We start from the raw sequence: 21,129 nt of genomic DNA, 5'->3' as shown, positions 1-21,129 counted from the left end.
CCCTGGTCCTGGGGCTGCTACCGGACGACGCTGGCGCGATCAACACCGCAATCGGGCTCGACGACTGGGTGGCAGAGGACGACGACGGCTATATCGCCGTGGTCTTGAAGCACGCGGCCGAGCCGACCAGGCTGGCTCAGCTCAGAGCCGAGCTGACGACGCGGGGCGCAAGCTCTGCAGCGGGCAACGTCGAAAACGTATACGCGCAAGGTCGAAGAGGGCTTTTGGCAACTCTGGCGACGCTACTGCGCCAGCACCGCTTGAGTGTGGCGGTCGGCAGCAGGCACATGCAACGAACCAGTCGAGGCTGTTAGTTGGAGATTTTCTGTGGCTAGCGATGTCGGGTCCCGCGCGTTTCAGAATGCGCGGCTGCAGAAGAAGCAACGCAAGCAGGCGTATGCGCTGATGCAGACGGCCGTCGCCGCCTATCGCGCCGGCCGCAGGGCCGAAGCGCAGGCGGACTGCGGCCAGATCCTGGCGCTGCTGCCCGATCATTTCGACGCGCTGCATCTGCTCGGCGTCACAGCGCTCGACAGCGGCCAGGTCGAGCTCGCCGAGCAGGCGCTGACCAAGGCGGTCGACATCGAGCCGCGCCATGCCGAGGCGCTCTCCAACCTCGGCCTCGCGCTATTCAATCTCGGGCGATACGACGAGGCGCGCAAATGCCAGGAGCGCGCGATCGCGAGTAAGCCGTCGCTGGTCGTCGCGCAGACCGGCCTCGGCAACACGCTGATGCGGTTGGGCCGGCCGGAGGAGGCGATCGCCGCCCATAACCGCGCGATTGCGCTGAAGCCCGATCACGCCGACGCTTATTGCAACCGCGGCATGGCGCTGCTTCCGCTCGGTCGCAACGCCGACGCCAATCATAGCTTCGATCGTGCGCTGTCGTTCAACCCGCGCCACATGGAGGCGATGTTCGGCAAGGGCCTGGCGAGCCTCAACCTGCATCACGTCGACGCTGCGCTGGCGGCGTTCGACGCCGCGCTGTCGATCAAGCCCAACGCCCCGCGGGTGCTGGCGCAGCGCGGCCGGCTGCACCAGCAGGCGGGGCGGTTCGATCAGGCCAAGGTGGACTACGAGGCGGCCTTGGCCTGCGATCCCTGGCTCGAGATCGCGCTGCTTGGCAAGGCCCAGCTCGGCCACTTCAAGGACGTGGCCCGGTCCGTCGATGCCTGCCGCAAGGTGCTGGAGCGCAACCCCCGTTGCGAGGATGCCTGGTTGTGGCTCGGTGTATGCTATGCCAAGCAGGGCGAGGTTGATGCGGCCGTCGTGCATTTCGAGCGCGCGCTGGAGATCAGGCCCGATTTCGCCGAGGCGATGACCGCCAAGATCTTCACGCTCGACTTCAAGCCGGACGCTGACTTCGAGCTGCATCAGGCCATCAGGCGCGAGTGGTGGCAGCGCATCGGCCGCCACATCGCGCAGCGATCTTTGCCGCCGCGCGACCTCGATCCGGAGCGACGCCTCGTCATCGGCTACGTGTCGTCCGATTTCAGGAATCATTCGGCGGCGCTGGCCTATCTGCCCTTGCTGAAGCATGCCACCCACGACGAGTTCCAGATCTGCTGCTACGCCTGCTCACCGGTGCAGGATGCGGTGACCGCCCAGTTCCGGGCCTGCGCCGAGGTCTGGGTCGGTGCCTCCCAGATGTCCGACGACGAGCTCGCCGATCGAGTCGCGGCCGATCGCGTGGACATTCTGGTCGATCTTTCCGGCCATTCCGCCGGCAATCGGCTGCCGCTGTTTGCCCGCAAGCCGGCGCCGATCCAGGTCACGGCCTGGGGCAGCGGCACCGGCACCGGATTGCCGACGATCGACTACTTTTTCGCCGATCCCGTCACGGTGCCCGAGGCGGCGCGGCATCTGTTCTCCGAGCAGGTCTACGACCTGCCGGCGGTGATCACCACCGACGCGCTGCCGGGCGTGCAGCCGACGCCGCTGCCGATGCTGCGCAATGGCTTCGTCACCTTCGGCGTCTTCAACCGGCTGGACAAGGTCACTGACCCGGTTCTCGCGGTGTGGGCGCGGCTGATGCACGCGCTGCCGGACTCGCGCATCGTGCTCAAGAGCGCCTCGCTCGACGACCCCTTGCTGCGCGACCGGCTGCTGGCGCGCTTCGCCGCTCAGGGCCTGACGGAGGACCGCATCAGCTGCCTCGGCTGGTCGACGCGCGAGCAGCAGATCGAGCAATTTGCGCAAGTCGATATCTCGCTCGATCCATTCCCGCAGAATGGCGGCGTCAGTACGTGGGAATCGCTGCAGGCCGGCGTTCCCGTCGTAGCCAAGCTCGGACACAGCGCGGCATCGCGCGTCGCCGCCGCGATCGTCACGGCGGTCGGGCTCGACCACTGGGTGGCCGAGGACGACGAAAGCTACATCGCGATCGCGTTGAAGCAGTCGAGCCAGCCGGTCGCGCTGGCCAAGCTGCGGGCAGAGCTGCCGATGCAGGTTGCGAGCTCCGCCGCCGGTAATGTGGCGACCTACGCGCGCAAGGTCGAGGAGGGCTACCGCGTCATCTGGCGGCGTTATTGCGCGGCCTCGGGTTGAGGCCGGTTTTGTCCGGCATGGCGCCATGCCGCAGTCGAGTGCATCCGCGTTCAGATTTTGCATCTTGGAGGCCAGCTTTGGCAAGTGACGTCGGCTCTCGTGCCTTCCAGAATGCGAGATTGCAGAAGAAGCATCGTAAGCAGGCCGATGAGCTCATGCCGCGCGCCGTGGCGGCGTATCGTGCCGGCCGTCACGCCGAGACGCAGGCGATCTGCGGCCAGATTCTGGCACTGCTTCCCGACCATTTCGATGCGCTGCACCTGCTCGGCGTCACGGCGCTCGACGGCGGCCAGCTCGACCTCGCCGAGCAGGCCCTGACCAGGGCCGTGGAGATCGAGCCGCGGCATGCCGAGGCGCTCTCCAATCTCGGTCTCGCGCTGTTCAACCGCAAGCGCTTCGACGAGGCGCGCAAATGCCAGGAGCGCGCCATCGCGCTGAAACCGAATCTGCTCGTGGCGCTCACCGGCCTCGGCAACACGCTGATGCGCCTGGGGCGGCCGGAGGAGGCGATCGCCGCGCATGACCGGGCGATCGCGCTCAAGCCCGACTATGCCGACGCCTATTGCAATCGCGGCATGGCGCTGCTTCCGCTCGCCCGCAATGCGGAGGCCAATCAGAGCTTCGATCGCGCGTTGTCGCTCAACCCGCGTCACATGGAGGCGATGTTCGGCAAGGGACTCGCCAGCATCAATCTGCGCCATTCCGACGAGGCGCTCGCGGCATTCGACGCCGCGCTTGCGATCAAACCCAACGCCGCGCAGGTGCTGGCGCAACGCGGCCGGCTGCATCAGCAGGCCGGACGTTTCGACAAGGCGATGCCCGATTTCGAGGCCGCGCTGGCGCTCGATCCGCGGCTGGACGTCGCGCTTCTGGGCTTCGCGCAGCTCAGCGCCATCAAGGACAATATCGCGCCGGCGATGGATGCCTGCCGCAAGGTGCTGGAGCAGAACCCGCAGTCGGAGGTTGCCTGGACCTGGCTCGGAGAATGCTTCTGCAAGCAGGGCGATCTCGCGACGGCCTTGCAGCACTTCGAGCGTGCGCTCGAGATCAAGCCGGATTTCGGTGATGCGATCACCGCGAAGATCTTCCTGCTCGACTTCATGCCGGATACTGATTTCGCTCAGCACCAGGCGGTACGCCGGGAATGGTGGACCAGGATCGGCAGCAAGATCACGCGCCGGCCGCCGCCGGTCCGCGACCGCGATCCGGAGCGGCGGCTCACCATCGGCTACGTCTCGTCCGATTTCAGGAATCACTCGGCTGCCCTGGTGTTCCTGCCGGTCCTGCGCCACCACGACCATCGGGCGTTCAGGGTCGTCTGCTATTCCTGCTCGCCGCTGCAGGATGGCATGACCGAGCGATGCCGTTCCGCCGCCGACCTCTGGGTCGACGCCTGGCAGATGTCCGATGAGGAGCTGAGCGATCGCATCGAGGCCGATCAGGTCGATATCCTCGTCGACCTCTCCGGCCATTCCGCCGGCAACCGGCTGCCGGTGTTCGCGCGCAAGCCGGCGCCGGTGCAGGTCACGGCGTGGGGCAGCGGCACCGGCACGGGGCTTCCGACCATCGACTACTTCTTCGCCGATCCGGTGACCGTGCCGGAGGCTGTGCGTCCGCTGTTTGCCGAGCAGGTCTATGATCTGCCGGCCGTGATCACCACCGATCCCTTGCCGGGATGGCAGCCGACACCGCTGCCGATGCTGCGCAACGGCACCGTCACGTTCGGCGTCTTCAACCGGATCGACAAGATCTCCGAGCCTGCGCTCGCGCTCTGGTCCCGCCTGATGGGCGCGCTGCCGGGCTCGCGGATCGTCATCAAGAACGGCGCGCTCGATGCGCCCTTGCTGCGCGACGGCCTCGTCGCGCGGTTCGTGGCGCATGGCATCGCGCAGGAGCGCATCACCTGCCTCGGCCTGTCGACGCGCGACCAGCACATCGCGCAGTTCGCAGGCATCGACATGTCGCTCGACCCGTTCCCGCAGAACGGCGGCGTCAGCACCTGGGAGTCGCTGCAGGCCGGCGTCCCGGTGATCGCCAAGCTCGGCCACGGCGCGGCGGCGCGCGCGGCCGCGGCGATCAACACGGCGGTCGGGCTCGATGAGTTCGTAGCGACCGACGATGACGGCTATATCGCCATCGCCCTGAGATACGCCGCCCAGCCCGAAGCTCTGGCGAAGCTGCGGACGGAGCTGCCGGCGATGGTCGCGAACTCCGCCGCCGGCAACGTCGAGACCTACACAAGAAGGGTGGAGGAGGGCTATCGGCTGTTCTGGTGTCGCCATTGCGCCTCGTCCTGACCTCGGCAGCTACAGCCGCGCCGCGCCGACGATGCGCCCGTCCTCCGCTTCGAGAATCACGGCGGCATCCTCGCCCTCCGGCATGGGTTCGGTGAGGTGCAGCGCGGTGCCGCTCCAATCTGCCAGCGGACGCACCGAGCGCACCACGTTGAGCTCCTCCAGCGTGCGGCCGCCATTCTCGCCGCGGCGGATCGCCGTTTCGTGCCGATGATCGAAGCCGACCAGGAGAAGGCGTCCGCGTCCTTCACCGCCGCCGACCTCGACCGTGAGCCTGTCGCCATCGCGCGCGAGCTTGAGCCGCGCCGCCGTCGCGCTCGCGCCCCTGGCGCGATCGATCGCGGCTCCCACCTCGGCCCTGTTGGAGCCGACATGACCCGTCACCCCGTCGACGACGATCTCCGGCGTGTAGGAGCCGTCGCCGAAGCGGCTGCCGTAGCGGGCCTGGCGATCGGTGGCGGCCGGCAACGAGAACGGGTCCTTCCAGCCCAGCCGGTCCCAATAGGTGACGTGAAAGGCGAGCGGCAGCACGTCGCGGCGCTGCCGCACCAGCTCGTTCAGATAGGCGTTTGCAGGCGGGCAGGAGGAGCAGCCCTGCGAGGTGAAGAGCTCGATGACGACAGGCCGATCCACCGCGGCCACCGACGGCGACCACGGGGCAAGCGAGGCGAGCAGCACGGCGAAGGATGAGGCGTAGCGGAGCGAGGCGAGGCAGAGGGTCATGGGTGTTCTCCCGCGATGTGACGTGATCTCCTTCGCCGGCGGGATCCACCATGTTACCTCCTGCCGTAGCCAACACGCAGGCGTGAAGACGCATCGACCGTGACCTTCGCGGCCTGTCGTGACGCGTGAGCAGGGCGCTCGCCACACGTGAGGGGCATCGTGCACGCCGTTCAAAAGACAGCGCTTTTCGTCCGCACCCGATGTAACTTTCTGAATCAAATCGTGTCCTGAAAAGGGTTTCCGCATTCGCCTCGCTTCAAGCGGCATGCTAGGAGAGCTTCGACCGGTGATTTGCCGTTCGTTAACCGTTGCGGCCAATCCGTGACGTCGCAATCCGGGGACATTGATGGGGTCGATGACATGAGTTCCAAGGGGGCGGGCCACAAGGCCGAGCTGAGGCAGGCGCTGCGAGTCGGCGTGATCGGAGCCGGCGTGATGGGCAGCAACCATGCCCGCGTGCTCGCCGGTCTGCCCGACGTGCACCTCGTCGGCGTCGTCGATCCGCTGCCGGCGCATCGCAGCCGCGTCACCGAGCTTGCGAACTGCCCGACCTTCGAGACGCTCGATGAGCTCGTCGCCGAGGGCGTCGATGCCGTGACGATCGCCGCGCCGACCCATCTGCATCACGAGCTCGCGCTCGCCTGCATCGCCCGCAAGGTGCATCTGCTCGTCGAGAAGCCGATCGCCTCCACGGTCGAGGAAGGCAAGGAGATCGTCTCGGCCGCGCACCGCGCCGGCGTCACCCTGATGATCGGCCATGTCGAGCGCTTCAATCCGGCGGTCGCCGCGATCAAGAAGGCGATCGCGGGCGAGGACATCCTGTCGATCGCGATCACCCGCGTCGGCCCGTTCCCGCCGCGCATGTCGAATGTCGGCGTCGTCATCGACCTCGCCGTGCACGACATCGACCTGATCCGCTGGTTCACCGAGTCCGACATCATCGAGGTGCAGCCGCAACTCTCCAGCGCGGTGGCCGAGCGCGAGGACATCGCGCTTCTGCAGTTCCGCACCGCCTCGGGCGTGCTGGCCCACATCAACACCAACTGGCTGACGCCGTTCAAGGCGCGCAACGTCACCGTGGCGACGCGCGGCAAGTACATCATGGGCGACCTGCTCACCCGCCAGGTCACCGAATGCTTCGGCTTCAAGCCGGACGGCAGCTACTCGATGCGCCATCTGCCGGTCGGCCATGACGAGCCGCTGCGCGCCGAGCTGATCGCGTTCCTGCATGCGGTGCGCTCGGGCACGTCGCCCGCCGTCACCGGCGACGAGGGCGTCGCGAGTCTGGCGATCGCCACGCAGTGCCTGGAAACCTCGAGCCATCGCCCGGCCGAGGCCGCCGCCACCAAGCTGCGCGCGGCCGGCTAGCCGGCCCGGCCTTCGCTTCATCCTCATTTCCGTTTGCGAACATGTGTCAGAGCTCATGAACCAGCACCTGCGTCATCAGCCCATTCCGTTCATCGACACCGCCGCGCAGCGCCAGCGGCTCGGCAAGTCGCTCGATGACGCCGTCGCCCGCGTGCTCGCGCATTGCCAGTTTCTCGGCGGCCCCGAAATCATCCAGCTCGAGAAGGAGCTGGCTGAATTCTGCGGCGCCAGATACGCCGTGAGCTGCTCCAGCGGCACCGACGCGCTGCTGATGGTGCTGATGGCCCAGGGCATTGGCCCCGGCGACGCGGTGCTGTGCCCGTCCTTCACCTTCTGCGCCACCGGCGAAGCGGTGGCGCTGACCGGCGCCACGCCGGTGTTCGTCGACGTGCTGGAGGACACCTTCAACATCGATCCGGCCTCGCTCCGCCGCGGCATCGCCACCGCGAAGCGGCTCGGCCTGAAGCCGAAGGCCGTCATCCCGGTCGACCTGTTCGGGCAGAGCGCCGACCACGATGCGGTCGCCGCGATCGCGGGGGACGAAGGCCTGTTCGTGCTCGACGACGCAGCCCAAGGTTTTGGCGCCAGCTACAAGGGCCGCCGCATCGGCACCTTCGGCCTCGCCACCGCCACCAGCTTCTATCCGGCCAAGCCGCTCGGCTGCTTCGGCGACGGCGGCGCCATCCTCACCGACGATGCCGGCCTGCTGGAGCGCCTGCGCAGCGTGCGCGCCCATGGCGGCGGCAGCGACAAATACGACAATGTCCGCCTCGGCCTCACCGCGCGGCTCGACACCATCCAGGCCGCGGTGCTGATCGAGAAGCTCAGGATCTTCGAGGACGAGATCGCCGCGCGCAACGCGGTTGCCGAACGCTACACCGCGGCGCTGGCCGACGTCGTGAAGGTGCCGCGCCTCGTCGACGGCTGCACCTCGGTCTGGGCGCAATACACCATCCGCCTGCCCAAGGGCGTCGACCGCGACACTTTTGCTGCCGCGCTGAAGGCGCAGGGCATCCCGACCGCGATCTACTATCCGAAATCGATGCATCAGCAGACCGCCTACCGCATCTTCCCGAGCGCCGATGGCGGCCTGCCGGTCAGCGAGCAGCTGTCTAGCGATGTCATCAGCCTGCCGATGCACGCCTATCTCGACGAGCCGACGCAGGCGCGTATCATTGACGTCGTCCGCGGCGCGGTCCGGGCCTGAGGCGCTACGCATCCTTGACGTCACGCCGCTTGCTGCGGCGCGGCTCACAGCGCCGGCGGGCGATCTGCCCCGTTGGCAGCCCCAAATCACACTGTCGTCCCGGCGAACGCCGGGACCCATACCGCGTGATCTCTGAAACGGGCAGGCGGCCCGTTCCACGCGCCCCATCGGCCGCACGGCGTATGAATCCCGGATCAGCGCCCGCCGCCGCTTCGCGTCGGCAGGCTTGTCCGGGACGACAGCGGAGTGCGTGGTGCGCCTCTCGCCTCCCCGCCAGCGTCGCAAGTGCAGACGTGCGACCGGCATACTCATCGTCATTGCGAGCGAAGTGACTTGTCCGCCATAGCCCGAAGGGCGACGGCGGAAGCAATCCAGAGCCCCGGGTGCGACTCTGGATTGCTTCGTCGCTGACGCTCCTCGCAATGACGGTGGTGAGACATGTGTTCACCTTCTCGCGGCGCATCTGGCGTCCGAGCTTTGCTGTTCGTCCTGCCCTCTCCTCGAAGAGGGCACGGGGAATGCCGGGCGCTGGCCGCACCCATGGCCCGCCTGCGAAAAAAATGCAGGCGGCAGGAACCACAGGTTCAGCCGAGACATCCCGGCATTCCCCGCGCGATGGATGGAACGGCTGCTTCGCGTTCTCCCCGGTGCTCCGGGCTTTTTGGCCACCGTCATCGGCACTGCGCTTTGCGCATCAGCACCAACTTGGCATCAGCGTCGGGATGCCAGGACCACGCGACTTGACCGTGCGCATCGACGTCGTTCGTCGGCATGGAGAACCACGCTGCAACATCGACACGCCCACCGCATCCCGCCTCAACGTCCGTGACGACCGCGAAGCGCCCCTCTGATCGAGACGGGACGGCGACATACAATCATGATTTCTGATAAAAAGAAAGAAGAATATTTTTCCGAGGCGGGCTGGATCGAGGGATGGGCTTGAAGCGGCTCGCGAAATAGGTTTCTTGGAGCAGGCAATACTGACGGCGCGAAGCACGCCCGACAGCAACTGCCGCGAGAATGGCCTCATCGCGCCATTCCTGAGTTGCACGACAAGGCGGTTCGCTTGTCGCGGTTTCTCGTGTCTTGCGCTGTCGCGGCCGTAGCGAGGTCGGTCCAACAAAGTCGAATGAGCCAGGGCCATTCTTGCTGAGCAAATCCAGTCTATCGTCTGCAGCCAAATTTGGGGACGATCATGCCAAAGAGAATGACGCAGAAGCTGCTCGATACGTTCGCAGATCAATCATGGTCCTATGAGGCCTTCTCGCCCGACGGCCGATGGCATCTGGTCTGCCCGCATTGTCGCGCGATCGTTCTGCTGCTCGAGGGCCTGTCGTCGGTGGACAGGAGCGAGATCGCGCGCTTGCGGCATTCAGATTCAATCGAGGCGATCAAGATGCTCACGCGCGTGTCGGGGTGTGATGTTCATCAGGCGAAGGCCAACGTTCTTCATATACGGGACGCCGAGTCACGGTGTCACAACTGCAAGCAAGAGATTCCAAGAGGGGCCTTGCTTTGCAGTCGGTGCATGGCGGTCAATCTGGATTGGTGACCGCGCGCGGCGGATTAGGCCGTGCTGATCCTTCCACCGGCTGCCATCCGCATCATAATTTCAGAATGAGCGCAACGCGCAATGTATTCGACGATCAAGACGCTTGAAAGCATCAATGGCCGCGAGCGCGTGCTAATTTTGCGCCGACCAGATGGAGCTTATACGTATCAAAGGCAGTGGTTGTCGGCGAGCTTGCCCAACGACGATCCGGATTGCCCCATCATCCTTGCAGGCGAGCAACTCGAAGGCGAATGGGGACCGCCAGGTCCCGATTGCGGAATCTATGACACGGTAGAGACAGCCGAAAACGAGGCGCGACGGCTTGTGCCGTGGTTGGCGGACGTTCGTTAAAGCCAACCAGCGCCGGTTTGGAGATGCGGCATCTGTCGGTGTTCGCGCCGGGCGCGACGGATGACACTTCGCTTGTTCGTCGCATGTAGTGCCCAATTAGTTATCCCGTCATGGCTGGGACAAGCCCGGCCACGACGACGGGGACGCAGACGGGCGCGAAATGTCGGGCGGCCTGTGCAAGTGCTCTGCCGTAAGCGGGGATGGGTTTGAGCTGTCGCTGTCCTTGCCCAGGAAATCCGTGCATTCGTTTCCTCCAGCGGGGAAGGGGCGCGACCAGGCTGCCGTATTTTGGCCGCAAGCGGCCAGTCAGCACGTTCCCCGCTTCAAACTCCCCCCGCAATGCTCTAGAAGCCCCCCATGCTCGGACGCATCTTCACCGTCGGCGGCTATACGCTGCTGTCGCGCCTCACCGGTTTTGCCCGCGATATCATGCTGGCGGCGATCCTCGGCGCCGGGCCGGTCGCCGACGCGTTCTTCATCGCGTTCCGACTGCCGAATCATTTCCGGGCGATCTTTGCCGAGGGGGCGTTCAACGCGGCCTTTGTGCCGGCCTATGCGCATGTCCATGGCGAGAAGGGGCCGGCGTCCGCGAGCCTGTTTGCCGACCGCATCTTCACCCTGCTGCTGGCCTCGCAGGTCGTGCTGCTGATCCTCGCCTGGGTGTTCATGCCGCAGGCGATGACGATCCTGGCGCCCGGCTTCACCGACGATCCGGGGCAGCGGGAGCTCGCGATCACGCTCACCCGGATCACCTTTCCGTATCTCTTGCTGATCACGCTGGTGACGCTCTATGGCGGCATGCTCAACGTGATGCAGCGCTTCGCCAGCGCGGCGGCGGCGTCGATCTTCCTCAACCTCGCGATGATGGCGACCTTGGCGCTGGCGGCGTTCTTTCCCGGCGTCGGACATGCCGCCGCCTGGGGCGTGCTGATCTCGGGCTTCCTGCAATATTTCCTGCTGGCCGGCGACCTCGCCCGCCATGGCGGGCTGCCGCGCTTTGCGCCGCTCAAGCTCGACGACGACATCCGCGCCTTCTTCCGCGCGCTGGGGCCGGCCACGCTCGGCTCGATGGGCACGCAGGTCGCGATGTTCGCCGACACCATCATCGCGACCTTCCTGCCCGCCGGCGCGATCTCGGCGCTGTATTATGCCGACCGTCTCAACCAATTGCCGATCGGCGTGATCGGCATCGCCATCGGCACCGTGCTGCTGCCGGAAATGTCGCGGCGGCTGACGGCGAATGATCATGAGGGGGCCATGGAGCAGCAGCGCCGCGCCTTCGAGTTCACCTTGCTGTTCTCGGTGCCGTTCGTGGCCGCCTTTCTCGCGGTGCCCGACGTCATCACGCGGGCGATGTTCGCGCGCGGCGCCTTCACCAAGGGCGATGCGGCGGCGGCGGGGGCGACGCTCGCCGCCTATGCCGTCGGCCTCATTCCATTCGTGATGATCCGCAGCGCGGTCTCGACCTTCTACGCGCGCAAGGACACCGCCACGCCGGTGAAGGCCTCGCTCACCGGGCTGACCGCCAACGTCGTGCTGAAGGTGCTGCTGATGGGCTCGCTCGCCCAGGTCGGCCTCGCGCTGGCGACGGCCGTCGGCGCCTGGATCAACCTGCTGCTCGTGCTCGGCTTCGCCGTGCACAAGGGCTATCTGCGGTTCGATCGGCGGCTCACCATGTCGCTGCTGAAATTTGCCGGAACCGGCGTGGTGCTCGCGGCGGCGCTGTGGGCGACGGCGTTGGTGGCATCGGCCCATCTCGCTTCGCTCGGCCGCTTGCAGGACGAAGCCGTTCTCGGCCTGTTGATCGTGGCGGGGGCCGTCATTTATGCCGGCGCCATTCTGGTGCTGTTCGGCCCGCGCTGGCTCAAGGCGCTGGTGCGGCGCTGATGTTTGCGCTGCAGCATCGAGCTGGTGGCATGCCTGCCGAGAGTTGACCGCGCGTGGGTCCAGGGGCGGCCATATGGCGTTTGCGCGAGTCTTCGTTCCGCTGCAATATGCCGTCCAATAGTCGCGACAATGCAAGCGGGAAGTGAAACCAGATGGCAGCTCCTATCAAGTTCGGCGTCGGACAAAGCGTTCTCCGGAAAGAGGACGACGCGCTGATTCGCGGCAAGGGCCGCTATACCGATGATCTGGCGCCGGCTGCCGCCTTGCATGCGCTGGTGCTGCGCTCGCCGCATGCCCATGCCAAATTCACCCTCGATGTCACCCAGGCGCGGCTCTTGCCGGGCGTGGCGCTGATCCTGACCGCCGCCGACACCGCGGAGCTCGGTGGGCTGCCCTGCCTGTTCAATCTCGAGACCGATCCCTTCACCGCGCCGCCTTATCCGATCCTCGCCAAGGACGAGGTGCGCCACGTCGGCGATGCCATCGCCTTCGTCGTCGCCGATACGCTGGATCACGCGCGCGACGCGCTGGAGGCGATCAAGGTCGAGTGGACGACCTTGCCGGCCGTGACCGGCGTCGTGAACGCGATCAAGCCGGATGCGCCGCAGGTATGGGCCGAACACAAGGGCAATGTGCTGTTCGACGTCTCGATCGGCGACAAGTCCGCGACCGAGGCGGCCTTCGCGAAAGCGCATGCGGTGGCCGAGATTCGCATCGTCAATCCGCGCGTGGTCGCGAGCTTCATGGAGACGCGCGCCGCGGTCTGCGAATACGACACCAAGCGCGATCATCTGACCCTGACGGCGGGCAGCCAGGGCAGCCACCGGCTGCGCGACATTCTCTGCCAGAACGTGCTGAAGATCCCGACCGAGAAGATGCGGGTGATCTGCCCCGACGTCGGCGGCGGCTTCGGCACAAAATTGTTTCCCTACCGGGAGTATGCGCTGCTCGCGGTCGCCGCGCAGCGGCTGCGCAAGTCGGTGCGCTGGGCCGCCGACCGCTCCGAGCATTTCATGGGCGACGCGCAGGGCCGCGACAACGTCACCACGGCGAAGATGGCGCTGGCCGAGGACGGCAAGTTCCTCGCCATGGACGTCGACCTGATGGGCGACATGGGCGCCTATCTCTCGACCTTCGCGCCGTACATCCCGCATGGCGGCGCCGGCATGCTGCCGGGCCTCTACGACATCCAGGCGTTCCACTGCCGGGTGCGCACGATCTTCACCCACACCGTTCCGGTCGACGCCTATCGCGGCGCGGGCCGCCCCGAGGCAGCGTACGTCATCGAGCGCCTGGTCGATGCCTGCGCGCGCAAGCTCGACATGAGCGTCGATGCGATCAGGCGCAAGAACTTCATTCCGCCGCGCGCGCTGCCCTACAAGACCGCGACCGGCAAGGTCTATGATTCCGGCGACTTCAATGCGCATCTCAAGCGCGCGATGGAGATCGCGCAGTGGAAGGAGTTTCCGAAGCGCGCCAAGGCCGCCAAGAAGCACGGGCTGATCCGCGGCATCGGGCTCGCGAGCTACGTCGAGGTCTGCGGCGTGATGGGCGAGGAGACCGCCAATGTGCGGCTCGACCCCAATGGCGACGTCACCATCCTGATCGGCACGCAGTCGAGCGGGCAGGGCCATCAGACCGCCTATGCCCAGATCGTCGCCGAGCAGTTCGGCCTGCCGCCGGAGCGGGTCCACATCCACCAGGGCGACACCCAGGAGATCGCGACCGGCCTCGGCACCGGCGGCTCGGCCTCGATTCCCTCCGGCGGCGTCAGCGTGCAGCGCGCCACCCATGAGCTCGGCGACAAGCTCAAGCAGATCGCCGCCGAAGCGCTCGAGGCCGGCCTCGGCGATCTCGAGATCGCCGACGGCGTGATCCGCGTCGCCGGCACCGACCGCGCGATCTCGTTCGCCGATCTCGCCAAGCGTCCGGGCACAGATCCCGCCAAGCTCAACGGCAGCGCCACCTTCGCCAGCGCCGATGGCACCTATCCGAACGGCACGCATGTGGCCGAGGTCGAGATCGATCCGGCGACCGGCATCATCAAGATCGTCAACTACGTCATCGTCGACGATTTCGGCGTGACGCTGAATCCGCTGCTGCTGGCCGGCCAGGTGCATGGCGGTGCGGTGCAGGGCATCGGTCAGGCGCTGATGGAGCAGGTGGTCTACAGCAACTCCGACGCTCAGCTCGTCACCGGCAGCTTCATGGACTACGCGCTGCCGCGCGCCGCCGACGCGCCGTCCTTCACCTTCGAGACCCACAACGTGCCCTGCAAGACCAATCCGATGGGCGTCAAGGGCGCCGGCGAAGCGGGCGCGATTGGCTCCTGTCCGGCCGTCGTCAATGCGATCGTCGAAGCCCTCTGGCGCGAGTACAAGATCGATCACATCGACATGCCGGCGACCCCGGAGCGCGTCTGGATCGCGATCCGGGAGCAGCATCGCCGTCATAGTCTCTGAGTACTCTCCCTCCGGATCTCCTCCGATATCCGCCTCAATTCCGGAATAACCCGCCGGCTGAGGGGTTGACCACCCAAGCGACCCGTCCAGGTGGGCTGGACGGGATTGTGACAACAAAGGAGCGAATTGATGAAGCGGACTGTCGTGGCTGTCGCAGCTTTGCTGCTAGGGGCCGGCGCCGTGATGGCACAGCAGGATCTGGTCAAGCATAGCCAGGACACGATGAAGGCCAACGCCAAGAACCTCGGCGGTGTCCTGATCGCGATGGTCAAGGGCGAGAAGCCGTATGATCAGGCCGCCGTCAATGCCGCTCTGGCGCAGCTCGAGGAGACCGCCAAGAAGCTGCCGACGATGTATCCGGCGAGCCTGAAGGGCGCCAAGTTCGAAGGCGACTACGGTCCGTCGCCGAAGATCTGGGAAGACCAGGCCGGCTTCAAGGCCAAGATCGAGACCTTCGGCAAGGTCGTCACCGAGGCCAAGGCCAAGATCAAGGATCTCGACAGCCTGAAGGCGACCGCGCCGGGCATCGGCAAGGAATGTGGCGGTTGTCACGAGACCTTCCGTCTCAAGAACAGTTGATCTGACCAGCCATCAACGGGGGCGGACGCGACATGGCGTCCGCCCCCGTTTGTTTGCGCCGCGCGGGCGTCCTGACGTATCACGGCGCCGCCGAGCTCCGGTGATGATCGCCGGGCCGACGATATCCTCCTGCTGTGACGGAGCCACCATGCTACGCCGCCTCCTGCTTGCTCTCTGCGTGCTCGGCGCCGCCGGCCTGGCGGTGTTCTGGTGGCTGACCCAACCGTCGACGATCACGCTCGCAGCGGCGACGCGCGCGCCGGATCTCGCCAACGGGCAGGAAATGTTCAACATCGGTGGCTGCGCGTCCTGTCACGCGGTGCCGAACCAGCCGGATCGACTGAAGCTCGGCGGCGGTCTGCCGCTGAGCTCGCCGTTCGGCACCTTCTATGCGCCCAACATCTCGCCCGACCCCACTGACGGTATCGGGCGCTGGAGCGAGGCCGAGTTCGTCAATGCGGTGGTGAGGGGCGTGTCGCCGGACGGCAGCCACTACTACCCGGCATTTCCCTATCCCTCCTACGCTGCGGCGAAGATCGACGACGTCCGGGATCTCTTCGCCTACATGAAGACGCTGCCGCCGGTCGCCGGCGCCTCGCGCGCGCACGACATGCCATTCCCGTTCAACATCCGTCGCACCGTTGGGGTCTGGAAGCTACTGTTCTTCGACGACAGGCCGTTTGCCGCCAACGCCTCGCGCCCGGCGGAGTGGAATCGCGGCGCCTATCTGGTCAATACGTTCGGCCATTGCGCCGAGTGCCACAGCCCGCGCAACGCGCTCGGCGGCATCGTTTCGGCGCAGCGTCTGGCGGGTGGGCCGGATCCCGAAGGTCAGGGCTTCGTGCCGAACATCACCCAGAAGGGCCTGGCGGACTGGAGCGAGAGCGACATCAGCTATTTCCTCGAGACCGGACAGCTGCCCGATGGCGACAGCGCCGGCGGCTCGATGGCGCGGGTGATCCGCAACACCTCGCAGCTCACGCCCGAGAATCGCAAGGCGATGGCGGTCTATCTGAAATCGCTGCCGCCGGTGGAAGGCCCGCCGAAGCCGAAGAAGCCGGCAAGCTGATCAGTTCGGCGAGCGCGCGCACTCAGGTCAGATCGGCTTGAAGCTGCCGTCGCTCTGGATCACCGTCAGCGATACCGGCGGTGGATTCTCCTTGCGCGCGTTGCCGAAGCTGACCACCAGTCCGCCGATGTCGAACTGGCCGACCTCGTTGATGATGCGGAGCAGCTCGGTGCGGGTCGGGTTCGGCCCGGTCATCGCCAGGGCGCGGGCCACCAGGCGGCCGGTGATGTAGCCCTCGAGCCCGATGAAATCCGGCGTCTGGCTCGGATCGAGCGTCTTCATCGCGGCCTGGTAGTCGGCGACGACGCGGAGGTCGGTGTCCCACGGAAACGGGACCACCTCGGAGACGATGACGCCGCGTCCCTCCGGACCGAGCTCCTTTGCAAGGGCATTGCCGCCGACAAAGGAGACCGCCGTGAAGGTCGGATTGAAGCCGCTGCGATGCGCCATCTTGATGAACTCGGCGCACGGGCCGTAGGTGCCGACCAGGATCACCGCTTCCGGCTCCGCGCGCCGGATGACCTTGAGCGCCGCGCCGACCGCGCGCGTGTTGCGCTCGAACGTGCCTTCGGCCGCGAGCTCGAGGCCGCGGCGATCGAGATGCGTCTTCACGCCGGCCAGCACGTCGCGCCCGAACGAGTCATCCTGATAAAAAATGGCGATGCGGGTGAGGTGAAGCTCTTCGGTGAGATACTTGATCGTGGCTTCGGCCTCGGCCGCGTAGCTCGCGCGGATGTTCACGACGTTCTGGAATTCGGGCGCCCGCAGGAATTCGGCGCCCGAGATCGGCCCGATGAAGGGGACGTCGTTCGACGCCGCGATCGGCGCGGTGGCCATCGCGGTCGGGGTGCCGACGGCGCCGATCAGCGCGAACACCTTGTCCTCGTAGATCAGCTTGATGGTCTCGACCACCGAGCGATCGGGGTCGTAGCCGTCATTGCGGCTCGCCAGCTTCAGCCTGCGGCCGTAGACGCCGCCCTTGGCGTTGAGCTCGTTGAAGGCCGCCAGCAATCCCTGGCGTGCCGCCTGGCCCAGTGCGGCCGACGGGCCCTCCAGCGCCGCCACCTGGCCGAACATGATGGAGTCGTTGGTGACGCCGAGCTCGTCGGCGCGCGCAGACCCGGGCGGCAGCACGCCGGCGATCAGGACGAGAACGATGGAGATCCGAAGGCTTGAAAACCAGTTCATTGCGATCTTCGATGCACGAGTACGCTTGATGACAACTCAGTCTAGGCGTGTTGAATGAAGACCTCGCTAAAGACGTGGCCCGCGCTTGATCGCGTTTTGGGCGGCCCTCAACAGTCAGCCGTTAACCAAGCCCGGTTTCTGGTACGCCACGACGGATCATCTTTGACCGTCCTTAACTTACCGCGGCCAGCATCGGCCGCATCGTGGTGAGGGGCAGCCGTTTGGCGGGGGCCATATTGCAGGTTGAAGAGTACAGCGCACCGACGCTGCAGGAAAAGGATGATGCTCGCAGCGGTAGCGGGCGCGAGAGGCTGCGCGCGTCGCTATCGCGATACCGGCTTTATCGCCCTGCGATCATCGCGGCATGCGTCGGCGTCGTGCTGTCGGTCGTCGGGACGGTTGCCGTGGGACGCTGGGAAAACCGGCTGGCGCGCACAGATTTCGAAGGCGTGGCCGAAGCTCAGGCGATCCTGGTCCAGAACGGCGTCAACGAATATGTCAGCCGGCTGACCGCGCTGCGCACCCGCTTCGAATCCGCCAACGACGACATCACCCGCAGCGAGTACCAGACCTTCAGCGCGCGCCTGTTCGAGGCGCATCGCGGCATGCTGCGCCTCGCCTGGCTGCCGCGGATCAAGCGCAAGGAGCGTGGCGAATACGAGGCGGCAGCGATCACCGATGGCGTGCCCGCCTTTCGCATCAAGTCCTATCCCGACGGCACGGTCGCGCCGGAGAGCGACGAATATTATCCGGTCTACTTCTCCACCGAGGCGAAGACCTCGCCGGTCTACGGTCTCGATTATTGGAGCATTCCCGACCATCGCGCCGTGCTGGAACAGTCGCGCGACTACGACGTGATCGGCGCATTGCGCACGCGTCAGAACCTGATCAATCAGAACGAGCGCAACAACGCCGTGATGATCGGCATCCCCGTCTACGCCAAGGGGACGTCGCGCACGACGGTCGCCGACCGCCGCCGCAATCTCAGCGGCTTCATCATCGGCGTGTTCGACCTGCCGACGCTGTTGCAGTCGGTGCGCGCGAACAATCCCAACAGCCCGGCGCTCGCGATCAACCTTCTGCCGCCCGAGCGCGTGATCAACGCCTCCGGCGTGGACCCGCAGCGCTGGCCCGCGGACCCCAGCATCTGGTCGACGACCTTGCGCATCGGCGATGCCGATTGGGTGTTCCAGGCGGCGCCCGCCGGTGGCAGCCTGATGGCGAGCCACAACCGCGCGCTGGCGCTGTACGCGGCCGGCATGGCGACGACGATCTTCCTCGCCGTGTATCTCGCGCTGTCGAGCCGCAACGCCCTGCAGCTCGCGCTCGCCAATCGCCGCGTGCTCGAGCTGGCGCAGACCGACGCGCTGACGGGCCTTGCGAACCGCGCCTTCTTCCTCGAGGAAATGGAGCGCATCAACGACGAGAAGAGCGGCCGCTTCACCGTCTTCCTGCTTGACCTCGACCGCTTCAAGAATGTCAACGACTCGCTCGGCCATGGCGCCGGCGACGAACTGCTGGTGCAGGTCGCTCAGCGGCTGAGATCGCAGCTGCGCGACGAGGACGTGCTGGCCCGGCTCGGCGGCGACGAGTTCGCCCTGATCCAGGCCGGATCCGCCGACCAGCGCGCCGCCGCGATCGAGCTTGCGCAGCGCATCACCAAGCTGATCGCCGAGCCGTTCCAGCTCGGCGGGCAACGGGTCGAGATCGGCACCAGCATCGGCATCTCGCTCGCGCCCCAGCACGGCCGCGACCAGGAGCACCTGCTCAAGAAGGCCGACCTCGCGCTCTACCGCTCGAAATCCGCCGGCCGCAGCTGCTACACGCTCTATGACGATGCGATGTCGGCCGAGCTCGAGGCGCGCAACACGCTCGAGGGTGATCTGCGCGACGCCATCGCGCAGTGCCAGTTCGAGGTGCACTATCAGCCGTTCTACGACGCCGCGACGCGCGAGCGCCGCGGCGTCGAGGCGCTGGTGCGCTGGCGTCATCCGGTCAAGGGGCTGGTGCCGCCGGACAAGTTCATCCCGCTTGCGGAGTCGACCGGCCTGATCGTGCCGCTCGGCGAATGGATCATCGGGCGCGCCTGCGACGACGCCACCGCATGGCCGGACGACGTCAAGATCGCCGTCAATCTGTCGCCCGTCCAGTTCAAGCAGGCCGAACTGTTCGACGTCATCCAGTCGGCGCTCGCGAGGTCCGGCCTCGATCCGAAGCGTCTCGAGATCGAGATCACGGAGTCGGTGCTGCTGGAGCGCGCGGCCGAGAACGAGAGCTTCATCGACCGGCTGAAGGGCCTCGGCATCTCGCTGGCGCTCGACGATTTCGGCACCGGCTATTCGTCGCTGCGTTCGCTGACGGCGTTCCCGTTCAACAAGATCAAGATCGACAAGTCCTTCGTCGCCAATCTGAGCGTGCGCGACGAAAGTGCCGCCGTCATCTCCTCGGTCGTGACGCTGGCGCGGGGGCTTGGCATCCAGATCACCGCCGAAGGCGTCGAGACCGAAGAGCAGCTGGTGCAACTGCGCGCCCTCGGCGTCAACTTCGCGCAAGGTTATCTGCTGGGCCGGCCGATGCCGGTCGAGCAGCTCGAGCAGCATCTGGAGATCGCGCGCGCTGCGTCCGATGCCGACGAGCCGCAGCCGGCCGAAGACGCATCTGAGGACGACGACCCGCACTCGGCGGCCGTCGTCGCGCTCATTCCCCGGTCCGGGGCGCTGCTATCCCTCGCATCCAACGGCTGAGCGGCGAGGCGGTTTCGGCGTCCGCGTCGACCGGCAGGCGTGGCGAGCCCAGCATGGCGGCCTCGCGCGCGGCGCTCGGCGTGATGCCGTAGGCGGCCTTGAACAGCCGCGTGAAATGCGCATCGGTCCCGAGCTGCCAGCGCCGCGCGACCTCGCTGATGCGCTGCGTCCGCGATCCCGTCCCGGCGAGATCGAAGAACGCGCGGTGCAGGCGGCGGCTGCGGATGTAGTCGGCGATGCCGCCGATCGGCGCGAACAGGCGATAGAGCGACGCGCGAGACATCCCGAAATGCAGCGCCACCGCGTCGGCGCTGAGTTCAGGGCTCGACAGCCGCGCTTCGATATATTGGCGGACGCGGAGGAGCGAGGCGTCCGGCGTCACGCTGCGGTCGGCATCGCGGCGTTCGAGCTCGCCGCGCAGGCACGCCGAGATCAGCGCGATCGTGCCCTCGACCGCGGCCTGGCACTCGTCGAAACTCATGCGCGGCGCACAGTCGAGCAGCGCGCCGAAATGCCGCGCCAACAGCGGCGCCAGCGCGCCGCTGCGCGGCAGCACCAGGCCGTGCAGGTCGTCGAGCTGCAGCAGGCGCGCATCGAACATCGGACGCGGCACCACCAACGTGACGTTCTCGAACGGTGTCGCGCGCGTTTCGAGTGTCTGGGCGAGATCGAGCACGCAGAGGTCGCCGGCCTCGACCCGGATCGGCGAGGCGCCCGCGACGCCCTCATAGCTGCCGTTCACGTAGAGCTGCAGGATGATGTGATCCACGCCGCTGCGGGCGACGGTTTCGGCCGATCGCCGGAACCGCTGGCCGCTCGCACGGGCCGATCCCAGCAGCACGGAGCCGAGCGCATAGGACAGCACGTCCGCGCTGAACGGAGCGGCCTCGCCGGCCGCGAGCTGGTCGACCTCGAAGAACGTCGACGTGGCCTCGCGCCACGCCGCAATGTTCGCCTCGGTGTCCATCTGCTCGGCGCAAAAGCCGTAGCTCGGCAGCAGGGACGAAACGGCTTTGATCTCACTCTTCACGCGGCGCCGCAGTCATTCTTGAGTTTTCGTCTCAACTTCTTGATCGACCGTATCGGATCGGCCGCCCGCCTTGACCCGGTGCTCCGCGTACCCGCTATAGAACGCCTGTCGCCAAGTTGCCGAAGGGA

General features: G+C 66.5%; 14 protein-coding genes and 1 pseudogene. 12 read left to right on the top strand and 3 right to left on the bottom strand.

Features of this window, described 5'->3' with window-relative positions:
* Positions 1-29: 29 nt before the first annotated feature.
* The 3 genes and pseudogenes from QX094_RS01790 to QX094_RS01780 all read left to right on the top strand — a co-directional run.
* Positions 30-264 (top strand): annotated as a pseudogene (locus QX094_RS01790) (acetylglucosamine transferase); the annotation flags it as partial.
* 63 nt (positions 265-327) lie between these two features.
* Positions 328-2,547 (top strand): tetratricopeptide repeat protein, encoded by a 2,220-nt coding sequence (locus QX094_RS01785; RefSeq protein WP_316187566.1) that lies wholly within the window; start codon positions 328-330, stop codon positions 2,545-2,547.
* A 77-nt stretch (positions 2,548-2,624) separates the two neighbouring features.
* Positions 2,625-4,844, top strand: a complete 2,220-nt coding sequence (locus QX094_RS01780; protein WP_316187565.1) for a tetratricopeptide repeat protein — start codon at positions 2,625-2,627, stop codon at positions 4,842-4,844.
* A 9-nt stretch (positions 4,845-4,853) separates the two neighbouring features.
* Here QX094_RS01780 and QX094_RS01775 read toward each other — a convergent pair whose 3' ends face one another.
* The gene (locus tag QX094_RS01775) at positions 4,854-5,564 is read right to left on the bottom strand and encodes a DUF1223 domain-containing protein (protein WP_316187564.1); all 711 of its coding nucleotides are present in this window, start codon (positions 5,562-5,564) and stop codon (positions 4,854-4,856) included.
* Between the two features lie 360 nt (positions 5,565-5,924).
* Between QX094_RS01775 and QX094_RS01770 the strand changes: the two genes are divergently transcribed.
* The 8 genes from QX094_RS01770 to QX094_RS01735 all read left to right on the top strand — a co-directional run bounded on the left by QX094_RS01770 (position 5,925) and on the right by QX094_RS01735 (position 16,039).
* Positions 5,925-6,932: a Gfo/Idh/MocA family oxidoreductase gene (locus QX094_RS01770; protein WP_315712777.1), complete on the top strand. Its 1,008-nt coding sequence runs from the start codon at positions 5,925-5,927 to the stop codon at positions 6,930-6,932.
* 55 nt (positions 6,933-6,987) lie between these two features.
* Complete coding sequence (locus QX094_RS01765) at positions 6,988-8,139, top strand: DegT/DnrJ/EryC1/StrS family aminotransferase (RefSeq protein ID WP_316187563.1); 1,152 nt, start codon at positions 6,988-6,990, stop codon at positions 8,137-8,139.
* Between the two features lie 1,207 nt (positions 8,140-9,346).
* A complete protein-coding gene (locus tag QX094_RS01760; RefSeq protein WP_316187562.1) occupies positions 9,347-9,691 on the top strand; it encodes a hypothetical protein in 345 nt (114 codons plus the stop codon).
* Between the two features lie 81 nt (positions 9,692-9,772).
* Positions 9,773-10,042, top strand: a complete 270-nt coding sequence (locus QX094_RS01755) for a hypothetical protein (protein ID WP_316187561.1) — start codon at positions 9,773-9,775, stop codon at positions 10,040-10,042.
* 357 nt (positions 10,043-10,399) lie between these two features.
* A complete protein-coding gene (gene murJ, locus QX094_RS01750) occupies positions 10,400-11,929 on the top strand; it encodes a murein biosynthesis integral membrane protein MurJ (RefSeq protein WP_316187560.1) in 1,530 nt (509 codons plus the stop codon).
* 152 nt (positions 11,930-12,081) lie between these two features.
* Entirely contained in the window at positions 12,082-14,391 is a 2,310-nt protein-coding gene (locus QX094_RS01745) for a xanthine dehydrogenase family protein molybdopterin-binding subunit (protein ID WP_316187559.1), read from the top strand.
* A gap of 129 nt (positions 14,392-14,520) precedes the next feature.
* A complete protein-coding gene (locus tag QX094_RS01740; RefSeq protein ID WP_315753208.1) occupies positions 14,521-14,970 on the top strand; it encodes a cytochrome c in 450 nt (149 codons plus the stop codon).
* A 148-nt stretch (positions 14,971-15,118) separates the two neighbouring features.
* Positions 15,119-16,039 (top strand): cytochrome c, encoded by a 921-nt coding sequence (locus QX094_RS01735; RefSeq protein WP_316187558.1) that lies wholly within the window; start codon positions 15,119-15,121, stop codon positions 16,037-16,039.
* 27 nt (positions 16,040-16,066) lie between these two features.
* Here QX094_RS01735 and QX094_RS01730 read toward each other — a convergent pair whose 3' ends face one another.
* A complete protein-coding gene (locus QX094_RS01730) occupies positions 16,067-17,227 on the bottom strand; it encodes an ABC transporter substrate-binding protein (protein ID WP_316187557.1) in 1,161 nt (386 codons plus the stop codon).
* Between the two features lie 236 nt (positions 17,228-17,463).
* Between QX094_RS01730 and QX094_RS01725 the strand changes: the two genes are divergently transcribed.
* Entirely contained in the window at positions 17,464-19,971 is a 2,508-nt protein-coding gene (locus tag QX094_RS01725) for an EAL domain-containing protein (protein WP_316187556.1), read from the top strand.
* Here QX094_RS01725 and QX094_RS01720 read toward each other — a convergent pair.
* Positions 19,925-20,989: a helix-turn-helix domain-containing protein gene (locus QX094_RS01720; RefSeq protein ID WP_316188190.1), complete on the bottom strand. Its 1,065-nt coding sequence runs from the start codon at positions 20,987-20,989 to the stop codon at positions 19,925-19,927. The genes QX094_RS01725 and QX094_RS01720 overlap by 47 nt on opposite strands.
* Between the last annotated feature and the right edge of the window lie 140 nt (positions 20,990-21,129).

Origin of the sequence: Bradyrhizobium sp. SZCCHNS1050 (assembly GCF_032484785.1) — a bacterium.
In the GTDB taxonomy this organism is placed as follows: domain Bacteria; phylum Pseudomonadota; class Alphaproteobacteria; order Rhizobiales; family Xanthobacteraceae; genus Bradyrhizobium.
Note: the sequence above shows the minus strand (reverse complement) of the source record. Positions and strands in the feature narration are given on the sequence as shown.